At 43.9% G+C, this 22592-nt stretch carries 20 protein-coding genes; 16 read left to right on the top strand and 4 right to left on the bottom strand.

What is annotated here, in order from left to right; translation table 11 throughout:
- Positions 1-265: 265 nt before the first annotated feature.
- The 3 genes from IQ263_RS28455 to IQ263_RS10880 all read left to right on the top strand — a co-directional run bounded on the left by IQ263_RS28455 (position 266) and on the right by IQ263_RS10880 (position 1529).
- Positions 266-547: a hypothetical protein gene (locus IQ263_RS28455; protein WP_228049964.1), complete on the top strand. Its 282-nt coding sequence runs from the start codon at positions 266-268 to the stop codon at positions 545-547.
- Entirely contained in the window at positions 531-806 is a 276-nt protein-coding gene (locus tag IQ263_RS28450; RefSeq protein WP_255515859.1) for a response regulator, read from the top strand. The genes IQ263_RS28455 and IQ263_RS28450 overlap by 17 nt, the downstream gene beginning before the upstream one ends.
- Before the next feature lie 225 nt (positions 807-1031).
- A complete protein-coding gene (locus tag IQ263_RS10880; RefSeq protein ID WP_194009488.1) occupies positions 1032-1529 on the top strand; it encodes a hypothetical protein in 498 nt (165 codons plus the stop codon).
- Between the two features lie 64 nt (positions 1530-1593).
- Here IQ263_RS10880 and IQ263_RS10875 read toward each other — a convergent pair whose 3' ends face one another.
- The 3 genes from IQ263_RS10875 to IQ263_RS10865 form a co-directional block, all read right to left on the bottom strand.
- Positions 1594-1959: a response regulator transcription factor gene (locus IQ263_RS10875; protein ID WP_039886668.1), complete on the bottom strand. Its 366-nt coding sequence runs from the start codon at positions 1957-1959 to the stop codon at positions 1594-1596.
- Positions 1960-2286: 327 nt separating this feature from the next.
- Positions 2287-4629 (bottom strand): GumC family protein, encoded by a 2343-nt coding sequence (locus tag IQ263_RS10870; RefSeq protein ID WP_194067439.1) that lies wholly within the window; start codon positions 4627-4629, stop codon positions 2287-2289.
- A gap of 139 nt (positions 4630-4768) precedes the next feature.
- Complete coding sequence (locus IQ263_RS10865; RefSeq protein WP_194067438.1) at positions 4769-6241, bottom strand: polysaccharide biosynthesis/export family protein; 1473 nt, start codon at positions 6239-6241, stop codon at positions 4769-4771.
- Positions 6242-6552: 311 nt separating this feature from the next.
- Between IQ263_RS10865 and IQ263_RS10860 the strand changes: the two genes are divergently transcribed.
- From IQ263_RS10860 to IQ263_RS10800, 13 genes are all read left to right on the top strand, one after another.
- Entirely contained in the window at positions 6553-7866 is a 1314-nt protein-coding gene (locus IQ263_RS10860; protein WP_228049962.1) for an O-antigen ligase family protein, read from the top strand.
- Positions 7867-7996: 130 nt separating this feature from the next.
- Positions 7997-9334, top strand: a complete 1338-nt coding sequence (locus IQ263_RS10855) for a flippase (RefSeq protein ID WP_194009484.1) — start codon at positions 7997-7999, stop codon at positions 9332-9334.
- Complete coding sequence (locus tag IQ263_RS10850) at positions 9331-10530, top strand: hypothetical protein (protein WP_194009483.1); 1200 nt, start codon at positions 9331-9333, stop codon at positions 10528-10530. The genes IQ263_RS10855 and IQ263_RS10850 overlap by 4 nt, the downstream gene beginning before the upstream one ends.
- Positions 10531-10743: 213 nt before the next feature.
- Complete coding sequence (locus IQ263_RS10845) at positions 10744-11805, top strand: hypothetical protein (protein ID WP_194067436.1); 1062 nt, start codon at positions 10744-10746, stop codon at positions 11803-11805.
- Between the two features lie 115 nt (positions 11806-11920).
- Positions 11921-12853 (top strand): glycosyltransferase family 2 protein, encoded by a 933-nt coding sequence (locus tag IQ263_RS10840; RefSeq protein ID WP_194067435.1) that lies wholly within the window; start codon positions 11921-11923, stop codon positions 12851-12853.
- Positions 12854-12887: 34 nt separating this feature from the next.
- A complete protein-coding gene (locus IQ263_RS10835) occupies positions 12888-14141 on the top strand; it encodes a glycosyltransferase family 4 protein (RefSeq protein WP_194009480.1) in 1254 nt (417 codons plus the stop codon).
- Positions 14142-14430: 289 nt separating this feature from the next.
- Positions 14431-15339, top strand: a complete 909-nt coding sequence (locus tag IQ263_RS10830) for a glycosyltransferase family 2 protein (protein ID WP_194067434.1) — start codon at positions 14431-14433, stop codon at positions 15337-15339.
- Between the two features lies 1 nt (position 15340).
- Positions 15341-16501, top strand: a complete 1161-nt coding sequence (locus tag IQ263_RS10825; protein ID WP_194067433.1) for a glycosyltransferase family 4 protein — start codon at positions 15341-15343, stop codon at positions 16499-16501.
- Positions 16501-17730 (top strand): glycosyltransferase family 4 protein, encoded by a 1230-nt coding sequence (locus tag IQ263_RS10820; protein WP_194009477.1) that lies wholly within the window; start codon positions 16501-16503, stop codon positions 17728-17730. The genes IQ263_RS10825 and IQ263_RS10820 overlap by 1 nt, the downstream gene beginning before the upstream one ends.
- A gap of 58 nt (positions 17731-17788) precedes the next feature.
- Positions 17789-18859, top strand: a complete 1071-nt coding sequence (locus IQ263_RS10815; protein WP_194067432.1) for an NAD-dependent epimerase/dehydratase family protein — start codon at positions 17789-17791, stop codon at positions 18857-18859.
- A 197-nt stretch (positions 18860-19056) separates the two neighbouring features.
- Positions 19057-19899 (top strand): WecB/TagA/CpsF family glycosyltransferase, encoded by an 843-nt coding sequence (locus tag IQ263_RS10810; RefSeq protein WP_194067431.1) that lies wholly within the window; start codon positions 19057-19059, stop codon positions 19897-19899.
- Between the two features lie 197 nt (positions 19900-20096).
- Positions 20097-20378, top strand: coding sequence for a hypothetical protein (locus IQ263_RS10805; protein ID WP_194067430.1), 282 nt, complete (start codon positions 20097-20099; stop codon positions 20376-20378).
- Positions 20379-20481: 103 nt separating this feature from the next.
- Positions 20482-20823, top strand: coding sequence for a hypothetical protein (locus IQ263_RS10800; protein WP_194067429.1), 342 nt, complete (start codon positions 20482-20484; stop codon positions 20821-20823).
- 309 nt (positions 20824-21132) lie between these two features.
- Here the strand turns inward: IQ263_RS10800 and IQ263_RS10795 are convergent, their stop codons facing one another.
- Entirely contained in the window at positions 21133-22341 is a 1209-nt protein-coding gene (locus IQ263_RS10795; RefSeq protein ID WP_194067428.1) for a glycosyltransferase family 4 protein, read from the bottom strand.
- Positions 22342-22592 lie beyond the last annotated feature (251 nt).

The following is a 22592-nucleotide window of genomic DNA, read 5'->3' as shown; positions in this document are numbered from 1 at the left end:
ATCAAACTTACCACTCTCATTATCTAAATAATACCCCAAAACTCAAATTAAATCAATAGATAAAAACTCCTTTTTTTGCGCGGCGATTTTAGATTTACTTGCAGCGCCGTGAATCAAGCGACTTGATTGGGAAGTTGAGCTGGCTGTTACGGATAGGGGAATTGGGATTGCTGCAAATTTTCTGTCCTAGGTGTTTGAGTGTTTCCGGCAAGCCGATGCTACGATTAGTCGCAATTATAGTGGTTTGGGGCTGGGGATCTCAATTGTGCAACAGTTGGTGGAACTGCACGGCGGCAGGGTTTTGGCCCAGAGTCCGGGACTGGATCTCGGCTCGAATTTTGCTTTGGGCCTTCTTTGGATTCAGATAAATTCGATCGCCTGCGAGGAAGCGCAGGTGTTTGCGGGCGCTGGTAATTTACGGGGAGTTAAGGTTTTGGTGGTTGATGACGAGGTTGATTCGCGGGAATTTATGACGTTTGTCTTGGCAGATTCCGGGGGCTGTCAGGGCTGCATCCTCAGCAGCAGAGGCGTTGGAGACTGTTGCTGAGTTTGTGCCGGATGTTGTGGTGAGCGATATTGGAACGCCCGAGGAAGACGGCTATTGGCTGCTGAAAAAGCTGCGCTGTTTGACTGGGGGAAAAGGAGGGAAATTGCGGGCGATCGCCCTGACGGCTTATGCTAGGGAGGAAGACCGCGCGATGGCTTTGAAAGCTGGTTTCGATCGGCATCTGGCTAAACCGGCAACCCGATGTCTTGGTGGAGATGATCGTCAGTTTGAAGCTGCAAGCGATCGCCAATTAAAATAACCCAATTAATTATTAGTAATTATGTTCCTAGTGAGGACGACTGTCCGCATTCGGAAAAAACTAAAATTCTCACTACGAACCTGTCATAAAGTTGGTTTGTAGTGAGGACGACTGTCCGCATTCGGAAAGGACTAAAGTCCTAACTACGAACCTGTCATAAAATGGCGATCGACTGATTAATTTGTGTTAATATGCTAAAATATCCAAAAACCACGCGGTAATTAAGTGGACAAACTTCAGACAGACATAGAGGCAATTTGCTCTCAAATCGAAGCTTTGCGCCGGGAACGCCAGCAGCTCAGCATTGGCGCTGCTGTCCCCGCAGGTGATTCGCCTCAAGCCATCGCCGATGCTTACCGCCGTCACGCGAGGGAAACAGCAGAAGTCTCGGCAGAAGTCAAAGGGATAGATGACGCGATCGCAGCTTTGTCTGCTCAACTGAATCAAAAACAGCAGCAGTCGGTAAACTTGCAAAGAATCAGTCCGATGGAGCAGCAAGTTGAAGAGGGAAGAGAACTCGCTCGCGGACACGCGGAACGGATTAACCAACTGGCGGGGGAACTGGCTGCTGAAGTGAAAGAACTTAAAGCCATCGCCGACCAAATTAGTCCCAGTTACTGGCAGGTTTATTACAAACCTTTTATTACGGGTTTTAAAAGTATTTCTGTTCCCTACGTGCGATCGGACGGGGATGTTTGGACTATTGTCAATCGAGTAGTTTAGAGAGGCTGCGGGATCAGAAATCGGCAGCACTCAAAACATTTTTTTCTGTCCCTATTCCTCAATTTCAACCACGCAGCAGTTGCTTGATAGTTCCCACCAATTCTTGAGGGTGAAATGGCTTAGCAATGTAAGCGTCTGCTCCTTGTTTCATTCCCCAGTAGCGATCGAACTCTTCGCTTTTGCTCGAACACATTACCACTGGTAAATTCTGAGTTTTGGGATCGCTTTTGAGCCGGCGACAGACTTCGTAGCCGTTCATCCGGGGCATCACGATATCCAGAACAACTAAATCCGGGCGGTTGGCTTTGATTTGCTCTAGAGCTTCTACGCCATCACTAGCTACTGTGACGTTGAGTCCCCTACCTTTGAGCAAGTCGGCGATCATCTCCCGCAGAGTGACGCTATCATCAACAACCATAACTGTACTCATAGAAAAATCCCTACCAAGTTTCTGGGTTGAAACGTTCACATTAACGTTTGCATTAACGTTCGCCTTCAAAGGTGTCTGTTGCCGATCGAGATTGCGCTCTGCTAGATGTAGTTTACCCACGTTTGCTGATTTCCCAATCATTTTCTCAAGAATCATCGCGAAATCTCAAATATCCGCGCAATCTCGGTTGACACGCGAGGCTATGTCCGTTAGTCTATCATTTTCTTTCTCAAATAGTACCTTTGTGAAAAAATCAAGGTGCTGCTTGGTTGTGCGTTTCCGACCGAGGGACGGCGGCGCGCCGCCGCCACCAGGATCAAAATTTGTCTAATTTTGATTTTGTGTACCTAAGGTCGAGAGCTTTTGATCGTAGAGCGTCTCTATACCCACCGGGCGCTGTCGGTAGCTGTGATTCGAGTCTTTGCAGCCGTTAGCCACCACTCCCAAGACAGAAGCTCCAGAAAATTTTAATTCTTCTAAAACTTTGCTAACTTGCGATCGGTCTGTTTTGGCCATTTGCACGACCATAATCGTAGCGTCGGTGTGAGCCGCGATCAAGTGAGCGTCTGCTAAGCCTGATAGTGGCGGGCTGTCATAAATCACTAAGTCAAAAAATGCTTGAAATTGCTCCATCAGATACTGCATTTTTTTGGAAGAAAGCAGCTTGATCGGATCGGGGGGAATTTGACCGGCAGTGAGTACGAACAAATTTTCTTGGTTCGGGGCTCGTTGAATCGCATCGTTGAGGCTGATATCGGTGGAGATGGCATCGCCGAGGCCGCGCAGGTTTGGCAGTCCTAGCCTAGCGTGCATTTGCGGGCAGCGCAAATCTGCATCTACTAACAATACTCGCTGTCCGACTGCTGCTGCTATAGCGGCTAGGTGCAAAGCTACTGTAGATTTGCCGTCTCCGGCTGCTGCTGAGGCGACTAAGAGCGATCGAAATGTCCTACCTGCACTGAGCAAGTGAATGTTCGTGTAGAGCGATCGAAATGCTTCTAAAAATTGATAGTCGAATTCGCTAAAAATGCTTTTGGCTCCCAGCATCGCAGCAGTCGGTGTGACTTCGACAGGTTGAACAACTTCGACTTTTGACTTCGAGTGCGATCGAGCCGATGTGAGTTTCCTAGGTCTAGCCGTTTGTCGCCGCTTAACTTTTTTGGTAAACGGAATCACCCCTAGCACTGGCAATCTTGTGGCTGTTCTCAGCGATTCTGGAGTGTGGAAAACATTATTTAGCACCTCTACTAGCAAGCCTACTGCTATGCCCAGCAGGCTGCTTAAAATTACCGCCAGCGCTAACTGTTTTTTGGTCTGTTTGACGGTAGCCGTGACAAACTTGCCAAATTTGTCTAGCGGAATTTCTGGAGGATTGATCAGTACCCAAGGTATTTGCTGCTGAGCTGCATCAATCCGCAAAGCTTCTCGTTTTGCCAAAAAGTCTGAAAAACTCTTAGTAACTACTTGCAGTTCCCGCTGTAAATTGTCGTATTGCCGCGTTGTCACTGAAAAATTAGAAATTTTTTGGTTGAGATCCTTTTGCAAAGCAGTCATTTCGCGATCGCGCGCTTCAAATGCTTTGATTTGGGTCTCTAAATTTCCCATCACCACTTGTCTTGCTTGTTGATTCGCGGTTAAAATCAGTTGTTCCCGACTTTTACGCAGTGCTAAAACTGGCAAACTATCTTCTCTGTACTGAGCTAATTTGTATGACAAATCTGAGTCAACCTTCTGAATTTGACCTAACAGTCCAGCGTAAGCTTGTCCTTGGGTCACCAGCAACCCCTGGGGATTATTTTCTTTAAGTAATTGTTCGTAGCTTTGGTAAAGGTTACGCAGCCCTTTTAGCTCTACTCGGAGTCCTACTTGCTGGCCCCTAATGCTTTGAACTTGTTCTGACAGAGATCTTCCCTCTAGTTGGGGGTCAAACAAGTTACTTTGCTGCCTCAGTCTTTGGACTTGCAGTTGCAGAACTTCTACTCTTTCTCGGAGCTTGGGCATCTCCATATCTATAAATTTAATGCCTTGATTGATACCCGTCAGACGCTGCTGCAAGCTATATTCTAGATAAGCTTTAGAAATTTTATCCAAGACGGCATAAATTTTCTTTGGCTCTGAATCTTTATAGCGAATTCTTAAAATCTTTGTACCTTGCTGTTTGCCATCTTTCGTGTAGCTTACACGGTCTATCGACATTTTTAATGTCAATTCGGTGTAGGTCATTTTGGGATACCAAGTTCGCAACTCCTTCACCACAGGCTCCATCATTTTGGGACTGCGTAAAATCCTAATTTGGGTTTCGTAGTCTAATAAGCTAATTCCTTCTATATTAATTCTTGCCAAGTCTGCACCGAGAGTATTGTTTAATTGTTTGGATTGTAAACCTTCAACTGTGGCTGGTTCTACTAACAGGGAAAAAGAACCTTCATAGTCTATCTTTGTGCTTTTAGAAGTGACAACGATTGCTATTCCTGCGATGGTACTCAAAGCAATGGTGGCTGCCGCCATCACCAGGAAGCGGCGGCGCAGGACTCCTCCAAGCCAGGACAAGTCTAGCTTTTCTTCCTCTGTTTCCTGAACGAAGGTATCTCTGTAGTTCTGAGCCGAAAAGTCAGGCAGTTTGCCATTAGATTTGGGCGTGAAGGGTTGGTAATCTTGTCTGTTATCCATATTCAGCCTGGGTATTTTTGAGGTTGATATTTTTGAGGTTGATATTTTTGAAGCTACCAGGTCGCGGCTGGGTAATCTTATTGTTTAGTTTATTCTAGCCTTTGCCAGGAATTATCCCCCTCACCCGCCGGCCGCATTCTTACCTGAATAAAAATCGGAGAACGTTTATAAAATTTAACACCCCCGTAGCTGGCCCGACAGGCCCGATTACAGCGTTCATGCGATCGACAAAATTGACGAGACCCTTGCGAGATACGATAATCATGTCGTTGTTACGAAGTTGAGGATTGGTTTCTTCGTTAATTCCTTGAGTTAAATTGACTTCGATCGTCCGTTTAGTAGCTGTACCGTCCTGATTGAGGCGGACTAGCTCAACTTTATCCCTTCTAGCTCTGGTATTCTCGTAGCCAAAAAATCCTCTGGAAATTAAAGCTTGATTCAGCGTGGCATTAGCTGGGAGCCTCAAGGGATCGAGGGATGTTCTGAGTTCTCCTACTACAAAAACGTTAATGCCGACGGGGGCAAAGTTAGTGCTAGCGAGCACACCAGCTTCTGCAGGGTTGACGATCGTGGCTTTGGGTACGACGATCGTGTCTCCCTCCTGGAGGATTGTATCTTGGGCACCGTCGCCGGACTCTAGGAACTGCCACAGGTTGACTGGGATAATTTGTTCGCCTCTTCTGGTGACGCGGCGCACTTGGATTTGCCGGATGTCGGCATCGGATGTGATGCCACCGGCTAGCTGAATCGCCCGGATGACGGTGGGAAAACCTTCACGGCTGAGGTCGTTTGTGGTGTTGCCGCCGATAACGACGTAAGCCCCTGGGCGGGTGACTTGGCCAACGATGGAGATCGATCGAGGTTTTTCTGGTGGCGGCGAAAAGTTGGCGATCGCAAATTGACGAGCTTCTGCTTGGTTGAAGTTGGCGACTGTGGGAATCACGATTGTGTCTCTGTCTTGCAAAATGATGTCTTGAGAGATGTCTCCTTCTTGCAAGAATTTCCACAGGTTGACGTTGAGCACTTGATCGGGGCCGTCTCGTTGGGGACGGCGGACGCGGATGTTGCGGATGTCGGCGACACCTGTAACGCCTTCTGCGAGTCTGATCGCTTGGGTGACGGTAGGGTACTGGACACTCGGCGAGGCTCCCGGGCCAGGAGTTAGGGTAATGGTGAAGTTTCCGGGCCGGGTGACTTCTCCGATGACACCGACGTTTAGGGGGCGGGCGGCGACAAGGCTGACTGTGACTATGGGATCTTTGAGGACGCGGCGGTAGGCGTTGCGGATGATGTTGGTGGCTTCTACTAAGGTGCGGCCGCGGATGGAGACCAAGCCGATCAGGGGCAGGTTGACTGAACCGTCGGAAAGAACTTCGTAGCCACGGCTGAGTTCGGGTACTTCGAGTATTTCTACTTGGATGCGATCGCCACCGCCGAGTTTATAGCTTTCCGGCGATCTCGTAACGGGCGCAACATTCTGGGCTTGGTCAGCGCCTAGCGGGATGGGCAGTTGTGCCGGGGTGCTTCTGGGGTCACCGATGACTGTGGAAGCAAACAAGACCAAACCCACAACCGACGGGGCGATCTGTCTGGGAAAATGGGGGTTAACCATAGGCCACCTAATTTTATTCACTATGATTTATATAAGTTTAGCCTTTTTAGTGCTGGGTCAAAAGCTGATTATTTTAAGCGATCGCCCAAAAAGCGGATGCTGTATTTTTGCTTTATGACTAATTTTTTTGTTAGCGTGGTTGCGGGTTGAGCGCTATATTTTAGATATAGATAACTTGACCTATTTTTTGATAAAGGAAAGCAATTATGACTCAACCAGTGTCTAAAGCGAATATGCTGAAAGGGCTGATCTTAGGAAGTTCTTCATTGACATTAATTTTGATTGCTATATTCGCGATCGTGACGTTGTTCTTGTTTCAATTAGCCAGCCGTAAAAAAATAGGTTTAGTTTTTGAAAAAACCTTTGCTATTTTTTATATTTTCATCTCTCCCTATTTGATACAAGTTCCCTTTAATTATTTGCATCTTATTAATTTGCAAGACACAAAAGGCGGTTCTTTAAGTTTGATACCTTATTTTTTTTACCCGTGGGTATTATTTATTTTATTATCTAGGATTAAAATATTTTGTAGCAATTTTATCGATTATTTTTCCAAAGTATTGATTATGAATCCTTTTTTTCTATCTTATATATTAATGCCATCAATGTCTACATTATGGTCTATATTTCCTGAACAAACACTAAGAGCTGGCCTAGTTTTTTCAGTATTTACAGCTTTCGGATTCTATTTGGCAGCGCAATATAAATGGGAGGATCTATCTCATTTTTGGCGGTGGGGATACACGGCACTGGGTTTGGGAAGTTTTATAATTAAACCACCGGGAGCAGGCGACTTTGTAGGTATGACGCAATCTAAAAATTCCCTCGGTGGAGTGCTAGCTTTATCTACGGCATTTTGGTATTTGCATTATTCTCAAGGAGCTAAAACTCGGAAAGAACGCTGGATTTCTTTGGCAATGATATTCTTTTCTTTTTACCTGGTGAGAGCTAATAAGTCGGGAGCTGCTCTAGTTATTACTATCATATTAATCATTGCTGTTTCCTCGCTAAGTTTTCTAAAAAGATTAAGTTTTCAGTGGGCATTTACTGCGATTATATGTTTCCTGGTGGTCAGCATAATTATGACGGTTTTTGTACTAGACAACCTAGAGGATATTGTGGTAGGCGGGTTAGGCAAGGACTTGACTTTAACTGGGCGAACCGAATTCTGGCCGCAGTTAATTGATGCGGCCAATCAGCGCCCCTGGTTTGGCTACGGATACGATGGCTTTTTTCAACAAGATAAGTTAGGTCCCGCTACTCCTGCTTATTTTATTTATACTACTAATGGATTTCAACCAAAAAATCCTCACAATGGCCCGATCGGGATATTGTTAGCCTTCGGTTGGCCGGGATTAATCTTAATGATGATTTCCCTGCTGCTAAATTTGGTTTATGCCATCCGTTATTTGAGTCGTAGCACGCTGGAAGAAGCGGGAATGCCTATTTGTTTTCTGGTGTATCTTATTATGAGCAACATCACAGAAAGTTATATTGTGGGAACCGGAAATGCTTGGCTGAGTTATGTAATGTTGACAGTTCGACTTGCCCTAGATAATGCTAGTAACACTTCCAACAGTAGCAGCAACCCTCCAAGGCGTTCTGTAGCTCGCACTGTCGAATGAAATAAAGTTCCTTGCGCGTATCGCAGATGTGCCAAGCTGTGCTATAATATCATCTAACGAGTCTGATTCTGCAGGATAGCCCAGCCTTCCACAACCGCCTTTATATTTTATCAACACTTAAAATCTTCTGATGCTCGATAAGTTAACTGCGGTCAGTCAAAAGCTTGGGCCTGGTCTGCGCCAGGTGCTAAGCAACATAGCTTGGCTATTCACAGACCAAATCTTGCAGATGGTTATGGGTCTGGTGGTTGGTCTTTGGGTAGCTCGGTATCTGGGGCCGGCTGAATTTGGCTTGCTCAACTACGCCGTTGCCTTTGTGTCTCTGTTTAGTGCGGTGGCCTCCATGGGGTTGGGGAGAATCGTCATCCGCGATATCGCTCGCAACCCTGAATGCAAAAATGAGACCCTCGGAACTTCCTTCGGACTGCAATTTATTGGTGGTCTGATTACTCTGGTGTTAACTGTCACCGTGATTTCCCTACTTAAGCCCAATGACAGCCTGACTCGCTGGCTAGTGGGCATCATCGCGGCAGGAACTATTTTTAATTCTTTTGAGGCCATAAATTTTTGGTTTCAGTCCCAAGTCCAGTCAAAATATACAGTGTTGGCGAAGAATTCGGTATCTTTTTTAGTCGCCGCTGTCAGAATTGGGTTGGTAACATTTAAGGCTCCGCTACTTGCCTTCGCCTGCATTAGATTGATAGAGGTGGCAATGGTAGGAATGGCTTATGTATATTTTTATCAGATTACTGGCAATAAAATTAAGGATTGGCAATTCAGTTGGGAGCGGAGCAAGGAATTGATCTGGGAGAGTTGGCCTATAATTTTGTCAGGATTGGCAGTTTACGTCTACTCGAAAACCGATCAGATAATGCTCGGTTCTATGAATAAAAATGCTGAACTGGGGTATTATGCTGCGGCTGTTAAAATTTCAGAAATCTGCGATTTCTTGCCAATGATACTATCTAGCTCTATTTTTCCCAAATTAGCGAATTTGAGACATAATAATTATCAAGAATATCTAAATAAATTTCAAATTTACTCGGATATCATGATGTTTTTTTGGTTGGGAGTAGCAATCCCGATTTCATTGCTTTCTCCGTTAATAGTGCATCTGCTTTACGGTGATAACTATGCGAAATCAGCAGCAGTTTTGACACTCTATGTTTGGGCGCAATTTGGCAGTAACTTTGGGTTGGCGCGGAACACCTACTTTACCATAGAAGGTCAGTTGCGCTACAGTTTTTACTTGACTGTGGTTGGATCTCTTTTCAATGTGGGATTAAACTTGCTACTAATTCCTAAGTATGGAGCTTTTGGAGCAACTGTGGCTACTTTAATAACTTATTTTTACATGATTATATTAGTCAATTTCTTGATTAAGGAATTGCGGCCTTTTGGAAGATTTATCGGGCGCTCTCTCAACTTATACGAGGCAGCTCGTAGAATCAAAGGATTAATACAGTGATTGAAATTAAACCCAACATCCAACAGCGATCGAATTGCCCCTATTGCGGAACAGAACTTAATCCCAAAACTCTTTTGTGGCAGGGAATTCACATTGTTATAGATTCTAAGTGCGGCGGATGCGGCAGCGAAATCATCGACGAGCTGAAAGTAGGTCATGGAGTCATAAACTCCCTGCAAGTCGATTTAAAGAAAGCAGCAGTTTTTGCCGAGAATGCTTTCGCAAAGGATTGGTTGGGGAAAGCGTTACTCAACTCTCTCCAAAATCCTCGCTCCGAAAAACTTGAGATTGCAAAAGAAATTTTTAAGCCGCGCAAGCGAGTAATCATTTTAAACTGTATCGACCATCTTTATGGTCACTCCCTGCTCAAGTTGCTAAATGCACAAAGGCACTTAGACGACAATCCTGAGTGTGGATTAGTGGTGATAGTTCCTAAGTTTTTAAGGTGGATGGTTCCGGATGGAGTTGCTGAAGTCTGGACAGTGCCTATTTCTTTACAAAATGGTCAAAATTACTATCCCAGCTTCGCTGAGTTTGTTGAGAAAGAAACTAAACGTTTTGAAGAAATTTACGTCAGTGAAGGTTATTCTCATCCAAGTCGGTTTGACATCACGCGGTTTAGTGGAGTACCTAAACACAACTTTGAGAAAGAGGAAATAAAAATTACTTTTATTTGGCGGGAAGATCGCCTGTTAGTTAACCGTTTGCTTTGCCGAGGTCTGAGAAAGCTGAATCAAGGAGAAATCGCACTGGAATTGCAAAATATGAAAATTCAGCAGTGCTTTGAGAAAATAAGGTTGCAAGTACCAGAAGCAAAATTTGCTGTGGCTGGTCTGGGCACAAAAACTAAGTTCCCCGAATGGATTGAAGATTACAGGGTCGATAGTTTTAATGAAAAAATTGAAAAAGAAATATGCCGTATTTATTCAGAAAGTCGCTTAGTAATTGGTCTTCATGGCTCTAATATGCTACTGCCTTCTGGTCATGCTGGCATGACAATTGATTTGATAGATGAGCGGTGGGGGAACTTTGCCCAAGATGTTCTATACCAAGAAAGCAATTCCAGGATGGCTGCTTATCGCTATAGATTTTTGCCATATCAGACTAAAAATGATACACTGGCATTCATAGCGGCTGTGATGGTTCTGAAGTGGTCTAAGTTTCAATCTCAAATGATGGTTGATGTTGTTAATTGAGATTGTGAAGAAAAACTGACCTATAACCATCAAATAGACTGTGGCATGGGTCAGGTTGAAGTGGCAAGTCTGATTCAGTCACTCAACAATATCGCCATAACACTTGAATCCCGACTGTCGGGAGTATGGTTAAATCTTGTAAATTTAACATCCAAATACCACCGGGAACTCAAGTTTGAAGTTATCATTATATAAAATTTATGGAAAAATCCAATGAAAAACAGAGGTTCTGTGTATATACTCACTGGAATGTGCTGCGATCGAGAAGGTGAAGAGAGTATTTATCCTCAAGGATTAAATATCAAATCTTCATCATGCCAGTTCCAATCAATTTACTGGCAGTGCGTTGTAGTATTTTTTGCTACGAGTGTGAGAAATAATCCTAGTGCCAATCATATCTTGTGTACCAATGCAGAAAAATTACCCAATCTAGGCAACTTCAACATGGAAGAATTTTTTGCCAACATCGGTGTTAAGGTGGCTCATTTACCTTTCACCTATAAGCATCCGCTAGAATACTTCCACGCTTTCAGAAGTACATATTTCAAATTCAATATTGTTAAATACCTCAAAAACAACTCGGACTCGAACGATATATGTATGTCCCTAGATTCTGATTGCGTGTGGGTTAATTCGGTAGATAGAATGACAGAAGCAATCAAAAAAAATGGGATAGCTACTTACGAGCGCTTTTACCCAGAAGATCAAGCGATTAATGGTTTGACTAGAGCAGAAATGCAAAAAATTTACTCTGAACTAGGGTACAATAGTGAGCAGGCTCCTCCTTATTTTGGAGCGGAATTTATTGGAGGAACCGGAGAGAATATTAAAAAATTATCTGAAGAAATTGACTTGATTTGGAATATTTCTTTAGAAAGGTTTGCACAAGGCAAATCAAAATTTAATACAGAGGAGCAGATGTTAACCTATATTTATAACAAGCAAGGGTATGCACCGGGAACGGCAAACCCTTATCTTGAACGGATATGGACATCAGCGCAATTTTACACGGCAAGTAAATCAAATTTTCAGCTTGATGTTTGGCATCTGCCCGCAGAAAAAACTAGGGGAATTAAGAGACTTTTCCTACAAGTATCTAATCCCAAATCCTTGTTTTGGACTTTGCCAGTGGGAGAGGAGTTTATGAAATATGCTGCCGGATATCTAGGGATACCAAAACCTAATATTTCTAAAATAATTGTTGATACTTTAGAAGAGAGAAAATTCGGCATAAAAAGTAGACTATCTCAGGTTAAAAATATCATAAAGCGATGATATTTTTTCCAAAAGAAAATGTTGTTTCCAATATATCGTTCAAAGATCAAGTTTTCCAAACTTGATGATGAAGAAGACCTAAGTAATCATTAAAGACATAAGAGTAGGAAAATAAATGTATGACTGGCAAGTAAAAACCCCAATTGTCTTGATTATCTTTAAACGCCCTCAAGAAACACAAACGGTGTTTGAGGCAATTCGTCAGGCAAAACCCCCGAAATTGCTAGTAGTTGCTGACGGCCCGCGTCCAGATAGGCCTGGAGAAGATCGAGAATGTGCTGCCGCTAGAGCTATTATTGACCAAGTAGATTGGGACTGCGAAGTTTTGAAGAATTACGCAGACGTAAATCTCGGTTGTCGGCTGCGAGTTTCTAGCGGTATGAATTGGGTGTTTGATACGGTTGAAGAGGCAATTATTCTTGAGGATGACTGTCTCCCTCATCCTACATTTTTCCGCTTCGCTGAGGAATTGCTAGATCGTTACCGAGACGACCACCGGATTCTGTCAATCTCTGGTCAAAATGTTCAGTTTGGGCGGAAAAGAACTGATTACAGCTACTATTTTTCTCGCTACAATCACTGCTGGACTTGGGCGAGTTGGAGGCGAGCTTGGCAGCACTATGATTTAGATATGAAGCTGTGGCCAGAAATTCGTGATGGTAATTTTTTGATGGATGTACTGGGAGACTCCCATGCTGTAAAAGTTTGGACAAATACTTTTCAGCTTTGTTATGAAAAGAAATTACAGAGTTGGGCTTATCAGTGGACATTTGCTAGCTTTATTCAAAATGGTACGAATATTCTTGCCAATGTCAATTTAGTTTCTAATATCGGACATGGTGTAGAGGGAACTAATACGGAGGATGTGAACAGTCCTTACAGTAATATGCCTGTAGAAGCTATAACATTTCCAATGAAACACCCGCCCTTTGCAATTCGGGATAGACAAGCAGATAATTTTACAGAAAACACTTTATATGATTACGATCCGCCATTGGTAAGGAAGGTTCAAAAAAAAGTCAGTAAATTTTTGAAACAAATCAGGTAAAATTAGCTATCAATCTAGAGGAGAGGCAGGGGAAATGAAGGTTGTACTTCTCAATAGTTCTGATACTGAAGGCGGTGCAGCCAGGGCAGCTTACAGGCTGCACCAAGGTTTGCAGGGGATTGGCGTGTCTTCGCAAATGCTGGTGAAAAATAAGAAAAGCGGCGATTCAAGTATAATTTCGTCACAGAATACTATTACAAATAAGTTGGACAAGATTATTTCAACTTTATATAACTCGCCATTGCGACTTTACCCTGAGAGAAGGCCTGTTATTTTTTCTACAGAATGGTTGCCAGATTCTCTAGATGTCCAAATTTCCAAAATTAAGCCTGATATTATTAATTTACACTGGGTTTGTGGGGGTTATTTACAAGTAGAGAGTATTCCGAGGTTTAATCAACCCTTAGTCTGGACGCTGCACGATATGTGGCCTTTTACGGGTGGATGTCACTATAGCGAAGAGTGCGATCGGTATACTGAATCTTGCGGTAGCTGTCCGCAACTGCACAGCAGCAAAGATTGGGATATGTCGCGGTGGGTGTGGCGACGGAAAGCAAAATCTTGGAAAAATCTTAACTTAACTTTAGTTAGCCCTAGTGTTTGGTTGGCTAAATGCGCTAGTTCTAGTTCTTTGTTGAAAGATTATCGAGTTGAGGTAATTCCTTACGGCATCAATACTCAAAAGTACAAGCCGATAAACCGCGAGTGGGTGCGAGAAATTCTGAATTTACCTCAAGATAAACAAATTGTACTTTTTGGCTGTGCGAGCGGAACGGGCGATCGCTGGAAAGGATTTAATCTGCTAGTATCGGCTTTGCAAAGCCTCAGTAAATCGGGCTGGAGCGATCGTATAGAGTTGCTAGTTTTTGGCTCTTCAGAGCCGTCCAACCCGATTGAACTAGGTTTTAAGGCACATTACTTAGGTAAATTTGCTGATGATATTTCCTTAGCAATAGTTTATGCAGCAGCAGATGTCTTCGTCGCCCCTTCTATTTATGATAATTTGCCGAACACGGTGATGGAAGCTGCAGCCTGCGGTATCCCCAGCGTCGGATTTAAGATCGGGGGAATGCCAGATCTGATCGATCACTGCTCCAATGGATATTTAGCTAAACCTTATGAAACAGAGGATTTAGCGCGAGGGATTGCTTGGGTGCTAGAAGATTCAGAGCGACACCAAAAGCTTTGTCGCAATGCACGAGAGAAAGTTGAAGCAAAGTTTACCTTAGAAGTGCAAGCTCGCGAGTACCAAAAACTGTATGAAGAAGTTTTATATACTGCTAAGTAAGTGAAACTAATTAAACGCAGAACTTCTCTGGTATTGATTATGCCATTTTTGAGGTATTTATTGGTATATTTTCGGAGAGGCAGCGTGTTGATTTATACAATAATTTATTAGTAAATTATTGTCTGGGGAAATCTGGAAAAATCAAAAAATCAGCGATCGAGTAAATATCTTGATAGTTGCGACAGATTAAGTTAATAATTGGATAGCACTCGAAGTCGATCGGCATTGTCGATGGTCAGAGAGCAGTTTTCTACTAATTTTTCACCAATAGCCAAATCTTCAAATATAGATGGAGCAGATGAGTATAGCAGTCCTGATGACTTGCCATAACCGCAAGTTAAAGACTTTGGCCACTCTAGAGTCGCTCTTTAAGCAAATATTAACAAGTGAAATTGCACTCAATACTTATCTGGTAGATGACGGCAGCACTGATGGCACAGCCGAAGCAGTACAGCAAACTTATCCTCAAGTCAAGATTTTTTCCGGAGATGGGAACCTATTTTGGAACGGGGGAATGCGCTGGGCTTTCAGCGAAGCAATGAAACACGATCCCGACTACTACCTGTGGTTAAATGATGACACTGTTATTTATTCAAAAACAATAAGTGTCTTGCTAGAAACCAGTCACAAATTATCAGAAAAAGGAGAAACAAAAGCAATCATTGGCGGTTCAACCTGCGACCCAGAAACTGGTCAAACAACTTACGGGGGTGTGGTGCGAAATAATGCTTTGCACCCCTTCCGATATGGTATCCTAGAACCAACAAAAGATCCTCAAATGTGCGATACTATGCACGGCAACTGCGTATTAATTCCCCGCAGTGTTGTGCAAATAGTCGGCAACCTCGATCCGGCTTTTGTCCATTATATTGGTGATTGGGATTATGGTTTACGAGCCAGACAGAAAGGATGTACAGTTTGGATTGCTCCGGGCTATTTAGGTACTTGTTCCCTCAATCCCCAAGTTACCAAAATGGCTGCTGAGAATTTAAGCGAAGGATTAGATAAAATGAGTAAACCGAAAGGTTTATCATTCAAAGATACTACCCTGCAACCAGCTCAAGAGTGGAAAGTATTTGCTCAGCGGCATGGTGGGTTGTTGTGGCCAATTTATTGGCTGCTACCTTATCGCAGGTTAGTTTGGCTCTCAGTGTTGAGTAAACTGGGATTGACTAAAAACAAAACTCAAGGTGAATAGGATGGTTGACAAAAATGAAGTTCGCATCGCTTGGCTCGTTCCTTCTGCAGAGTTTGGGGCCTATTGGCCGCCGGTTTTACATGAGCTCAAAAAACTAATTCCGAACACGATTTTTTATACAGGTCGCCTCTGGCCGCGCTACGATCCGGAAGCTGCTGGTACAGAAGTAGTCGAAGTTGTGGGAGATACACAATTCATCACCACCCAAAAGATAAAAACAGGGTACAGTCGTGGTTATATTAAGGCTACTCCTGGGATTATTTTTCCTCTTTTGAAATTCAAGCCCCAGGTCATTTTTGCTAGTGGATTTTCGATCTGGACATTGGTAGCTATAATTTTTAAGCCTATAGGGAAATGGCGACTGGTTTTAGTTTATGAAAGTAGTTCCCCGAATGTAGACTTTCGAGATTCTAAGGTGCGATCGACGATTCGACGATGGATGGGTAAATTTGCGGATACCTTTGTTTCTAATAGTCGCCGAGGTAAAGAATATTTGGTTGAAGTGATTGGGGCAGCCGAAAGTAAGATATTTGCTCAACCTTACATGGTTCCTGATGCTAAAGCTTTGGTAAAAAAAATAGACAATAATAATTCTATCTCTTTGTCATTCTCCCACCCAATTTTTCTGTGCGTGGGTCAAGTAATTTCTCGCAAAGGGATTAAGAATCTGTTAGAAGCTTGCACAATTTTGCAAAGCCAGGGATACTCGAATTACACAGTCATTATCGTTGGAGATGGGGAACAGCGATCGGAACTAGAAGCACTTACAAAAGAATGGGATTTAGAAAAACAAATTGTTTGGACAGGGTGGATCGAATACGGATACTTGGGATCTTATTTTCTAGCAGCTGATGCGTTTGTTTTTCCTACGTTAGAAGATACTTGGGGAATGGTGGTACTAGAAGCGATGGCATTTGGTAAGCCGGTTTTGTGTTCAAAATGGGCGGGGGCTTGCGAAATGATCGTTGAAGGTGAAAATGGTTATATTTTTGATCCCTATAATTCGGAAGGTATGGCAAATGCGATGCGGAACTTGATTGATTGCCCCGAAAAGTTAGTAATTATGGGCAAAAAATCCCAGCAATTGATCGCTGAACATACACCAGAAAATGCTGCGAAATTAATAGCCGATGTGACTTCGCTAGTATTGGAGAAAAGTTGATGAAAATTTTATTGTCTGCCTTTGCTTGCGAACCCGGACAAGGATCTGAGGAAGGAGTGGGCTGGAATGCGGTGGTAGAAGCCGCCAAACATCACGATGTATGGGTAATAACTCGCACCTTTTACCGTACCGCTATTGAAGCCTTCCTCGCCGCGTACCCGAACCCTAATCTGCACTTCGTCTACATTGAGCCTTTCGGCTGGAGCGAAAACTTTAAAGGTAGACAGGGAGGGCTGCAATTGCACTATTACCTGTGGCAAATTTTGGCTTATTTAGAGGCGCGCGATCTCCACCGCCAAATTAATTTCGACATCGCCCGCCACGTCACCTACGTTAAATTTTGGTCGCCGAGCTTCATCTCGCTGCTGCCTATTCCTTTTATTTGGGGGCCTGTGGGCGGTGGCGAAGCAGCCCCTAAACCTTTTTGGGAAGATTTTAGCTCCAAGGCAAAACTTTACGAAACAGCGCGAGACTGGGGGCAGCGCCTCGGTGAGAGAGATCCCTTTGCCAGGATGACGGCTCAAAGAAGCGTCTTAGCTTTGGCGACCACGGATGACACGGCGAAGCGGGTGCGGGCGATGGGGGCTAAAAAGGTGCAGGTGCTTTCTGAAGCCGGTCTGTCAAAGGCAGAGATGGGGCGGCTGGGAGAGTGCAAAATGCCAGGGGATTCGCCGATTAGGTTCATCAGTATGGGGCGGTTGCTGCACTGGAAAGGCTATCACCTGGCGGTACGGGCCTTTGCCCGAGCTAACTTGCCGAATGCCGAATATTGGCTGCTGGGGGATGGCCCGGAAGGCGATCGCCTTCAGTCTTTAGCGCAAGAATTGGGCATTGCTTCTCAAGTTAAGTTGTGGGGGAGGCTGCCGCGCGAAGAAAGTTTGGGCAAGTTAGGGGAGTCTCATGTACTGATTCACCCTAGCTTGCACGATTCTGGGGGGTGGACTTGTCTGGAGGGGATGGCGGCGGGGCGTCCCATTATCTGCTTGGATTTGGGAGGGCCTGCTACTCAAGTGACGGCACAAACGGGGGTAAAAGTACCTGCTTACAATCCAGAACAGGCAGTGCAGGGTCTAGCTGAGGCGATCGCTCATTTAGCCGGCGATGCCGAGTTGCGATCGCGCTTGGGTGAAGCAGGTCGAAATCACGTCAGGGAAGTATATGATTGGGATGTTAAAGGTAAATTCTTTGCTCAATTGTGCGAAGATATAGTCTATCGAAAATCTGGGTGATATCTGATTTGTTCGATCGCACAAAACAAAAAAAACTATATTTTTTAGGCGGTGAAACGTGAGCGTTGCAATCATTACTGGCTCGGCGGGATTAATTGGCTCGGAGGCTTGTAAGTTCTTTGCCAAACAAGGCTTAGACATAGTTGGCATCGACAACAATATGCGCCAGTTCTTTTTTGGTGCCGATGGTTCTACCAACTGGAACCGCCAACAGCTAGAAAAATCTTTGGGAACCAAGTATTATCACTTAGATGTTGACATTCGCGACTACGAAGCTATTACCAATATTTTTCAGCGGTACGGAGATTCGATCGAGCTAGTAATTCACACAGCCGCCCAACCGAGCCACGATTGGGCGGCTCGCGCCCCAAAAATAGATTTTACAGTAAACGCTAACGGTACTCTCAATCTTTTAGAAGCAACTCGCTTGTACTGTCCCAAAGCAGTTTTCATTTTTACATCTACTAATAAAGTATACGGCGATACCCCCAACAACTTGCCTTTAGTTGAATTAGATCATCGATGGGAAATAGAAGCAGGTCACACTTACGAAAACGGCATTCGGGAGGATATGTCGATCGACCAATGCCTGCACAGTTTGTTTGGTGCTTCTAAAGTAGCCGCTGATATTTTAGTGCAAGAATACGGTCGATATTTTCAGATAAACACCGCTTGTTTTCGCGGCGGCTGCCTGACGGGGCCAAATCACTCTGGAGCTCAACTGCACGGCTTCCTCGCCTACTTGATGAAGTGCGCCGTGACGGGAACTCCCTACACAGTGTTTGGCTACAAAGGCAAGCAAGTCCGCGATAACATTCACAGCGCTGATTTAATTTCGGCATTTTATGAATTTTATAAAGCTCCCAGAAGCGCCCAAGTTTATAATACAGGAGGAGGTAGATACAGCAATTGTTCGATGTTAGAAGCCATCCAGATGTGCGAGGAAATTGCGGAACGTACATTTAATTGGACTTATGCTGAAGGAAATCGCATTGGCGATCACATTTGGTGGATTAGCGATAATTCAAAATTTTCCAGTCACTATCCTGACTGGAAAATGAAATATAACGTTAAACAAATCCTACAGGAGATTTATGAATGTAACCGCGAACGCTGGCTGAAAGAGTGATCGCAGGATTGAACGGGTACAAAAAGAATGTGCTGGCAATTTTTGTAAAAGACCTCTTGCATTCAATCGCCGATCAGATTAAATTATCTGCGTCGATTAGTGTTTATCCACTTAAGATCTGCGGTTAACAGATCGAATATTTGTGCAAGAGGTATAAAGAATTGAAAACAAAGTTAAACAAATTTTAGAGGATATTTATGAGTGTAAGTGTCGTTGGCTTAGAGAGGTCTTCCAATATCGATTTAGGAAAAAAAAATGTACTCGGCATATTAGTAAATGCCGTTAATTATGAAGCGGCTGTTAGCACAATTATTGCGGCAGCCAACGCCGGAAAACCACTGTCAGTTTCGGCTCTAGCGGTTCACGGGGTAATGACTGGGGTGCTTGACAGCACTCACCGCTATCGGATCAATCACATTGATTTAGTATTGCCAGACGGACAGCCGGTCAGATGGGCGTTAAATTTGCTCTACAATACGGAATTGCCCGATCGAGTTTGCGGGCCAAATGCGATGTTAAAAATCTGCGAGCGCGCCGCCGAAGAAGGATTATCTATCTATTTGTACGGCTCTCAAGCTTCTGTACTGGAAGCTTTATCTCGCAATCTCTGCCAGCGTTATCCCAAGTTAATTATTGCTGGAACTCAGCCTTCTCAATTTAAGCAGGTTTCGCCGCAAGAAAAACAGGACATTGCCGAGAAAATTCGCAACAGCGGTGCAGCAATTACTTTTGTCGGTTTGGGGTGTCCGCGACAAGAAGTTTGGGCTTACGAATACCGAGATGACTTATCAATGCCGCTGATTGCTGTAGGTGCAGCTTACGATTTTCACGCGGGTAATTTGGCTAAAGCTCCTGAGTTTTTATCTAAGATAGGTTTGGAATGGCTGTTTCGGATGATTAAGGAGCCCAGGCGTCTCTGGAAGCGGTATGTATTGTTGAATCCGCTTTATATTTCGCTGTTTTTGCTGCAAGCTTTGAAAATCAAAAAATTCGACCCCAAAGATGCCACGCCGCCTGTGAAAGAAGTTTTGTATGGTTGAATTTCTTCTGTTGTAAATTGTTGATTTTCACAAATAAAAAGCCAAAAGCCAAACCTAGAAATAATAATTAATTATTTTGACTTTCGACTTAAAAATTGTGACGATTTAAATCTAGAATTAATGGGTTGTTGTCAAGAAATTTTGTTTGGCTTGCTTTGTAATGTTGTTTCCAATGGCATCGGCATTATATATTTGAATTGTCTGTAAGTGCCAGCACCTTAAGAGCGATCGCGATTCAGCGCGCCAAGAGAGGCAATGCAGAGGACATTGGTTTGTCGTTGTTGCGGCCGGAAACTTCCCGGATTCCGCAGCGGCTTTTTAGTCGTGCGACCGGAGAATTTGCGATCGCCCCAGACAGCGGAACTTTAGCCAATCCCCAAGCAGACGGCATCGCCATTTTATCCTTGACACCAAACGTCAAACCTTTAGACTTCATACCATCATTTCGGAGAGTATTCAGCTTCACACCCGACGGCTGAGAATCGGCAATGCTGAAGTACAACAGCGATTTTACACAGTCAATTTTTTTAGTAACAAATCAGGAATTGCAAAAAGAACTAATCCGCACCACCGGAGAATTGATTGATCGACTGTCAGTTTGACCCCAGAACTCCTCAGCTTTACTACTTTTTAACCAGACGGAAGCCTGGGAAAGATTTTTCCGAACAATTCACCCTTGAAGCAATTGATTTGCAGACATTTGCAGTACAACCGCTGTTAGTTTTGCCCGACCAAGTGGAGACAAAAATGAGCCTGTCGCCCGACGGGATAGAATTGCTGTTAGACCGGGTAGTGGCAAAGAAATCGGAACCGGTCGCAGGAGATTTGAGAACTGATGGCCCAAGTGCGATCGCCCTTTCAACTCTAATACTTTTCAAATTCAAAAATGCACCGGCCTCTAATAATTATCCCTCACCTCAATAACTGCGTCTAAAAGGATGTCGCCCCCGCTGGCTGCCCTAAAAAATAAAAAATTAGATAGGTTTGTAGTGAGGAAGACTGTCCTATTTTTGATGAATAAATCAGAACTATTTCTTCTGAATGTAGGCTTAATTCCAATCAAATCGCCAGACACGACATCAAATCATGTCCGGTCGATTAGCATAACAAAAACAGTTCGTAGTGCGGACTTGACTCCAGGGCCTAGGAGTGGAGTCAAGTCCGCACTACGAACCCTACTTATTGCGGTCAATAGATCAGACACGACATCAAATCTCGAACCCACAGTTTTCTTCAGGCAGCTTTTCTCATCGACATTGACTTATCAGCAACCCGCTGCATATGTTCTGCACGAGCTTTAAAAGTTTTCTCAAATGTGTGCTTTTGGGCAAACCTCAGCGACTTAAAAGACATAGCTTTGATGACTTCTCGGTTGTAGCTGAGTTGAATAATTTTCTGCGCCATCAGTTTAGGTTTATCCATCGGTACAATCCATCCCGTTTCAGACATTTCTGAAATTCCCTCGAATGCTTCGTTAGCATAGCCTACGATCGGCACTCCGCAAGACATTGTTTCTAAATAAGTACACGAGGGGTCGCCCTGCCGGTGACAGCACACAAACAAATCGATATTGTCCTTAACAAAGGGGAAAAACTCGGTCTTAAAGTCCGGGACACCAAGCATTTTCACGCAATTCTGAAGTTGATGGGCTGCTATGGTGTGGTGCATCATTTTTTCTAAGTCGCCAGCACCGCTAATGAACATTTCAAAATTTGCTGCCCGTTTCTTAAGTTCTAGAGCAACATTCAGTAAATGATCGGCTCCCTTCATTTTAATCAGGCGGCCTGAGAACAGCAGCCGCAGAGGCATATCTTCTGAGCGGTTGTGAGTCCGCATTTCAATATCCCTGTCAGTTGCTAGCATATCTTCGCTAATCCGCGTGTCAAAGAAAAGCATCGAATTGCGATTGAGGTTCAAGTAGTCTTTATAGGTAGGAGTACCGTTGCACTGCAAACCATCCGCAGTTGCGATCGCCGCCCGCTGCTGAATTTCTTGATTTTTTTCCCAAGCCATTCTCCGCAAGCGTACAATCGGGTTTTTGGTATTCACGCTCGCAATTTGTTTGCGAGTTTTCAGAGTATATTCAGAAACGTAAATACATGGCACTCCAGCTAAGTTGCAAATATTGCTGATATGGTTTTGTCGGTATCCTGGCACTGCCAATACCAGCGAAGTATTGTGTTTGTGCAACAAAGCAGGCGTGATTAGATCGAAGGAAATCACTTCTAATTTGAATGGTAGTTTATCGATATCGAAAACTTTGCAATCGAGATTATTGTTACCTGTTTGGGTCTCTTCCATCATCACTGTAATCGAACCATCCCAATACTTGGTTAATTCGACAACGGCCTCGTCCAGCTTGCGGGTGAGTAAAACTTGGCCCTCTGGCAAGAGTTTCGCTGATAAGGGTTGTAAAATAGTCAAATTGTTGTTGGAAAACATAGATGTACCTTCTTTTGTATGGAGTTTTCTTTTGGTCGTTTGTCTGCATTAATGCTTGTAATTGCTCGGATAGCGCTAGATAGAAGCTATGTAAAACTGTAAGATTGCTTCCTTGCACCGAGATATTAGCAATGACATATCGCCGGTGGTTTTCCACCTCGACATGAAGCTAGACAATTAAAAAATGAGATTGAGAAAATTAGAGTTTCTACTCGTTAATCCGGTTGCGAAACTCAAAGCTTGCCTTGCTG

Origin of the sequence: Tychonema sp. LEGE 06208, from assembly GCF_015207505.1 — a bacterium.
In the GTDB taxonomy this organism is placed as follows: Bacteria; Cyanobacteriota; Cyanobacteriia; order Cyanobacteriales; family Microcoleaceae; genus Microcoleus.
The sequence above is the reverse complement of the archived record's forward strand: the minus strand, read 5'-3'. Positions and strand labels throughout refer to the sequence as shown.